Origin of the sequence: Thermoplasma sp. (genome assembly GCF_023256435.1) — an archaeon.
Lineage (GTDB): Archaea > Thermoplasmatota > Thermoplasmata > Thermoplasmatales > Thermoplasmataceae > Thermoplasma.
In genome coordinates this window covers 1-6,198 of the sequence record NZ_JAGDXM010000021.1, presented here as the reverse complement: position 1 = coordinate 6,198, position 6,198 = coordinate 1, and the positions used below count along the sequence as shown (strand labels likewise).

Genomic DNA, 6,198 nt, shown 5'->3' with positions numbered 1-6,198 from the left:
AGATGTCGGTCGTTGAAGCAGGAAGCTCCGATGCTTTAGCTGAGGAGTAGCTCACTTGAAGGACTTGCATTATCTGTCCTTAGAAGCAACCCCAACCATCCTTTCTATTATTACCCCGACACCGTTCTTGTTCGAACAATATTTTCGAATTAAGAATGAGGGAGCAATTGAAGAAGTTTTTGGATTTCAGAACGCCGCAATCCCAGTATTTTCTACATTGGTACTGATTTTTTCTCATAAATTTCTATAAAACGAGCTCTCCTTATAATGTGGGATGACAACATACAGAAAAGTATATATATCTTTATGACGTTGTCAGACGTATGGGAGATATAACGGATCTGCTGTCCAAAGTTTCCATCGACGATGTTTACGATGACTGGGATGACCAGGCATCAACTGGCCTCCCGGAGGATGCAGAGATTGAGAATGTTTACAAGACGCTTAATGTTAAGATAAAGGTCATCGGCTGCGGAGGCGGCGGATCAAATACCGTTAACAGGCTTTACGAAGATGCACTAAAAAACACGGATCTTATAGCCATAAACACGGATGCCAGCCATCTTAGATCCATGAAGGTCAGGCACAAACTTCTCATCGGCCAGAAGACCACGAAGGGCCTCGGTACCGGAGCAGACCCGAAGGTGGGAGAGGAGGCTGCAATAGAGGAGATAGTGGCCATAAAGAAGATGGTTCAGAACACGGATATAACATTCGTCACGGCAGGTCTCGGTGGCGGAACAGGTACAGGCTGTGCACCGGTTATTGCCAGAGCTGCAAAGGAGGCAGGATCCATAGTTATATCGGTTGTTACCCTGCCATTTGAATCAGAGGGCCAGCTGAGGATGGATAATGCAGTTATAGGGCTGGAAAAACTTGCTCAGTTCTCAGATACGCTTGTTGCCATACCGAACCAGCGCCTCCTGAGCGAGGTGCCAAATGCCGAGATGAAGGCTGCATTTGCATACGCCGATAGAGTGCTTGCTGATACCATAAGGTCAATAGTGGAAATAATAACCAAGACAGGGATAATAAACATTGACTATTCTGACATAAAGACGGTTATGCAGTCTGGCGGTGTTGCTCTTATAGGCATGGGGCAGTCAAAGAAGGGTGGAGACCGCATAATGACGGCGCTTGAAGAGGCAATGAAGCCAAGGCTTATAGATGTTGATGTGAGCACCGCAAAGGACTGTGTATTCAAGATAATAGCGCCTCCGGACATCACGGTCAGTGAGGTCGGAAAGGCCATGGATGAGATAAAGAAGAGGATAAATTCAAGATCCAGAATCATATGGGGTCTCACCATAGATAAGAACCTCGATAAGGAGGTAAAAGTGCTCATATTCATGACAGGTGTGAGCTCTGCATATCTTGTGAAGGACGTCGAGAGTGCTAGAAAACTGGCCAGCCTTTTCACCGGAGCATATGCCGCAGAGATAGACTCCGTGAATTGAAGATCATTATCTGAAATGATCCAGGTTCAATATACAACATTTTTTCGCGGAATTTTTACTTGTTATGAGATTTTTTAACAATATAGATAAACATTTTCTTTAACCTGAACATTACCGCCTGATGGTAGACTCCCGTCTGGTACTGGCACTTGACGTCATGGACAGATCCAGAGCTATTGAAATAGCGCATTCTCTGCGAAGCACCGTATTCGCCGTAAAGATAAATTGGCCGCTCATCCTTGCAGGATCCGGATCGATCATAGGTGAGATTGCCAAGATCACACGCGTTATATGTGATTTCAAGGTGGCCGACATACCCAATACAAACAGCCTGATAGCTAGATTTGCGAGGGATCAGGGAGCCTGGGGTATAATATCGCATTCATTCACCGGTTTTGAATCCATAAGATCAGTTGTTGAAGCTTCTGGCGACATGAAGGTGTTCTCTGTTGTAGCCATGTCCCATCCAGGTTCTGATCTGATAAATGGAAACTATGAGAAGCTGATGGATATTTCGGAAAAGGCGGGAGTATACGGCTATATAGCGCCAGGAAATAAAATATCGGATCTGGCATCGATAAGGAAGAAAACGGAGAAAATCATAATGTCGCCAGGCATAGGCTCACAGGGGGGAAAAGCTTCAGATGCCGTGAAAGCTGGGGCAGATCTAATAATAGTGGGAAGATCGATATACGAGAGCAGCGATCCCGTAAAAGCCGCTGAGATGATAAATATGGAGATACTCAAATCCGAGACAGAATCGTGAAACGCCCAGCAATCAAAATGCTAAATAGATGATGTTTGATAGGCATATATGTACATACTTAGGACAAGGATCGAGGGAACAATAACACAGCAGCTTTACAGATCATTCTATCCAATATTGTCCTATGCTGAAAATAAACGATCCGTTGCTGGTCTGATAATTGTTTTCAATTCTGGTGGCGGTGATGCGGTTGCATCACAGCTCATGTTCGAAATGGTCAGGAAGATAAGAAAGAAGAAGCCAGTATATTCATTCGTACAGGGTATATGTGCCTCCGGCGCCTATTGGATCTCGGCTGGATCTTCAAAGATATACTCACTTGAGACCTCAATAATAGGATCCATAGGAGTAATATCAATGATACCTTATATAAAACCGCTTTTAGACAGGATAGGCGTCGAGATGAGGACCTACAAGGTCGGAAAATATAAGGATATGCTCTCATACTACAGGGAACCAAGCCAAGAGGAAAGCGATCACTACATGAAGGTGCTCAACGATGTGTATGCGAAGTTCAGGGACTCTGTCATGTCCGAAAGAAAAATTTCATCGGAAAAGATGGATGAGATAGCTCAGGGACAGATATTCTCATCGTCCATGGCCATGGAAAATCATCTGATCGACGGAGTTGGCACCATGGACGCGATGATGGACGATATGTACAAGGATATGGGCAGAAAATACAGGGTAAAGGATATAGTCCCGAGGAAACCGTGGCTGATGAGATTCCTGGGCACCTGAACCGATTGCGAGATGATCAGTATGAGGATGATCCAGGTTCTTGGTACATCATCAGGTTCAGGGAAGACGACTATAGCTATGGCTCTTTGCAGAATATTCTCAAGAAAGGGTTACAGGGTTGCACCGTTCAAGGCCGTGAACATGTCTCTGAATTCCGTCATAGTCGATGGTGAGTACGAGATCGCCAGAGCGCAGTGGCTGCAGGCAAAGGCTGCTGGGGCAGTTCCAAGCAGGTTGATGAATCCTATACTCCTCAAGCCGGAGGGCATGGGTTCTAGCCAGGTCATATTCTTTGGGAAGTCAATTGGCAAGAAGACCATTGAAGAATACTACGATTTCATCATGAGGGAAGGGAGAAAAGCCATAAGAGAGGCCATAGACGCTTTATCTGAAGATTATGACGTCATAGTGGCTGAAGGTGCCGGTTCTCCGGCAGAGATAAATCTCACGGACAGAGACCTTGCCAATACGTACGTTTCGTCAATATACGGCACACCATCCATTCTCGTTGGGGATATTGAGAGGGGTGGCGTCTTTGCATCTCTATACGGAACAATTTCTCTCATGCCAAGGTCTGATCTCGTGAAATGGATGGTGATCAACAAAATGCGCGGAGACAAATCGATGCTTTATTCAGGCATAAAGAAGATCGAGAAGATCACTGGTAAAAAGGTGCTTGGCGTTGTCCCCTATTATGAGATGAAGCTTCCAGGTGAAGATTCCTTTGACTATCAGCATCCAAGGTCTGTGGATTCAAAGATCGCTGTTGTACGATATCCATTCATGGAGAATTACAGCGATCTTGATCCGCTCATATACACAGACACCGGGTACAACTATATAACCGCAGAGAACGCCGATGATCTTTCAGACGCCGATACCATAGTGCTACCAGGTTCCAAGAACGTGTTTGCGGATCTTGAGTACATGAGAAGGGCAGGCATCGATAAGATCATAGAGAGAAATGTCGGAAGGGCAAGGATAATAGGAATATGCGGCGGCTATCAGATGCTTGGCCGTACAATAACAATGGGAGATACAGTTGTAAGAGGGCTGGGTCTGCTCAATGCTGAGACACATTATGAAGATGTAAAAACAACGAGATCCGTGAGATTTCGTGTCAGAAACAGCATAGGAGACGGATCTTGGGAGGAGGGATATGAGATCCACTATGGAAAGGTTGTGAATACCGGTGATGAGCCCATGAACGAAACATCATATGGGGTGGAAGGAAACGTTGATCCAAAAACGATGGTATTTGGAACCAACATACATGGAATACTGGGCAGCAGATCCATATTCAGGCTTATAACAGGCAAAGACATAGGCGATCCCGATCAGTATCTGATATCTGAGATCGATCGTTTTGCAGATATTGTCAGTGCATCCATATCCATAGATGACTTGTTTAAGTACGTAGAGGGACGTCAAGTGTAATCGCCTGATCGTAATTCAAGGACGACGCATTCATGTGCAATATGCAGGCATGGCATAAGCTATATATTGAGTTTTTTATAAAAAAATTGATCATCATACTCTTATCTGCAAATGGATCCGTGGGAAAAATGGGTTGTGATGGAAGCTGAAACTCCCAGATCCTCAGCTATGGAAAGTTCTATAAATATACGGATAATGTCTATGTACAATGATAATGGCTGCCAGACTTATGTTATCTCCATACAACGGAGATAGAGTATTATCGTATGATCGATCTGGCCGCCGTAGATCCGCATACGGCTATTTTCTCAAATACGGAAGAAGATATAATATAACGGATAAAAATGCTGAAGAATCTCACCATAAACATCTTGGTACAGCATGGATGCCATTCGATCTTAAGGATGCGCATCCATGGATCCGCAGGGTCAATTCCAGATCAGATCGAACATGTCATCACAATGTGCGTGACCCAACCATTGAAAGTGATCAGAGCGCATCAAAAAATATAAAGAAGATAGGATTGATCAAGTCAAGATGAAGGTGTTTGAATAAACGTCTGCGGAGATTGAATCCTCGGATCCTCTCGAAGCAATAATGAGTACAAACGAAGGCAATTTCGCTAAAAGGGCGCCAAAAGGGCTTTGGCTCAGGATCAGCTTGAAAATAGGTAAAGATCCATACAATAGAAATATGAACCCTCGGAATATGGCAGGTTCGATGATTTGATGACAGACAGCAGCATGCAGAAGATCGATGCAGCCGGAAAACTGGTGGACGTATGAATAATCTGATCATAATGATAATAGTGCTGATAGGTGCAATTGCGATAGATATAATCTTCGGCGAACCGAAGGAATACATACATCCAGTTGTTTTCTCCGGAAGAGTTTCGAAAAGGATCGAGGGTTATTTCAGGCGGAACGATAATAGAATACTGGCAGGATCCATATTTGCCATTTCTGTAATAATCATAACAGCAATACCATATTTTCTCGCAATTTATCTCTCAAGTTTTGTTGTTGTCATCTATGTGATCGTTTCCATGGTTGTGCTGAAGACAACCTTTTCCATCTCATCGATGGGGGATCATATACGTTTGATCGTGGAATCCCTGAAAAACGGCAATATAAACGATGCGCGTGTCTATCTTTCAAGGGTTGTTAGGAGGGACACTACAAATCTTAATGAAAATGAAATATCCTCTGCTGCGATAGAGACGATTGCAGAAGGACTTGTGGACGGCTATATGACGCCGCTGTTTTTCTTCATCTTTTTAGGTATACCAGGAGCATTCATAGCCAGGATAATAAACACGCTGGATTCCATGTACGGATATAAGGACAGGCAGAACTTTGAATTTGGCCGGTTTTCAGCCTTCATGGATACAGTTATAAACTACATACCGGCCAGACTATCATGGTTTTTTATCGGGTTCTCAGCAGATGTGCTGAACTACAGACACAAGATCATAAGCCCATTGAAATATGTAAGAAGATTTGACAGCGTTAATGCTGGATGGCCCATATCCACCATAGCATGCGCATTGAACCTCAGGCTTGAGAAGAAAGGTTCATACATAGTCAATGATGATGGATACGAGCCATCGGTAAAGGACATAGAGCGTACGATGAGGGTATTCTATGTTGCCGTATATTCATACACCATAATATTTGTACTGCCTCTACTGGTGGCAATGGCCTTCATATTGTGATGTTATTGGCTTGCCTTTGAGAAGCATACAAGGTTGCGGTTTCTGTTAAACATGTTAACATCCACCTTTGGAAGTTATCATCT

6 protein-coding genes are annotated in these 6,198 nt (G+C 43.9%); all 6 read left to right on the top strand.

Translation table 11 applies throughout. The features are described from left to right. The first annotated feature begins 323 nt into the window (after positions 1–323). The 6 genes from ftsZ to Q0C15_RS02610 all read left to right on the top strand — a co-directional run bounded on the left by ftsZ (position 324) and on the right by Q0C15_RS02610 (position 6,115). Positions 324–1,457 carry a cell division protein FtsZ gene (gene ftsZ / locus Q0C15_RS02635; RefSeq protein ID WP_110640086.1) on the top strand — a complete coding sequence of 378 codons (1,134 nt, stop codon included), beginning with the start codon at positions 324–326 and terminating at the stop codon, positions 1,455–1,457. A 121-nt stretch (positions 1,458–1,578) separates the two neighbouring features. Further along, positions 1,579–2,223, top strand: coding sequence for an orotidine-5'-phosphate decarboxylase (pyrF, locus tag Q0C15_RS02630; RefSeq protein ID WP_297215777.1), 645 nt, complete (start codon positions 1,579–1,581; stop codon positions 2,221–2,223). Positions 2,224–2,271: 48 nt separating this feature from the next. After that, a complete protein-coding gene (sppA, locus tag Q0C15_RS02625) occupies positions 2,272–2,964 on the top strand; it encodes a signal peptide peptidase SppA (RefSeq protein ID WP_297215774.1) in 693 nt (230 codons plus the stop codon). A 21-nt stretch (positions 2,965–2,985) separates the two neighbouring features. Then, complete coding sequence (locus Q0C15_RS02620) at positions 2,986–4,401, top strand: cobyric acid synthase (RefSeq protein ID WP_297215771.1); 1,416 nt, start codon at positions 2,986–2,988, stop codon at positions 4,399–4,401. A 229-nt stretch (positions 4,402–4,630) separates the two neighbouring features. Next, complete coding sequence (locus Q0C15_RS02615; protein WP_297215769.1) at positions 4,631–4,942, top strand: hypothetical protein; 312 nt, start codon at positions 4,631–4,633, stop codon at positions 4,940–4,942. A 240-nt stretch (positions 4,943–5,182) separates the two neighbouring features. Then, positions 5,183–6,115, top strand: a complete 933-nt coding sequence (locus Q0C15_RS02610; protein ID WP_297215766.1) for a cobalamin biosynthesis protein — start codon at positions 5,183–5,185, stop codon at positions 6,113–6,115. Positions 6,116–6,198 lie beyond the last annotated feature (83 nt).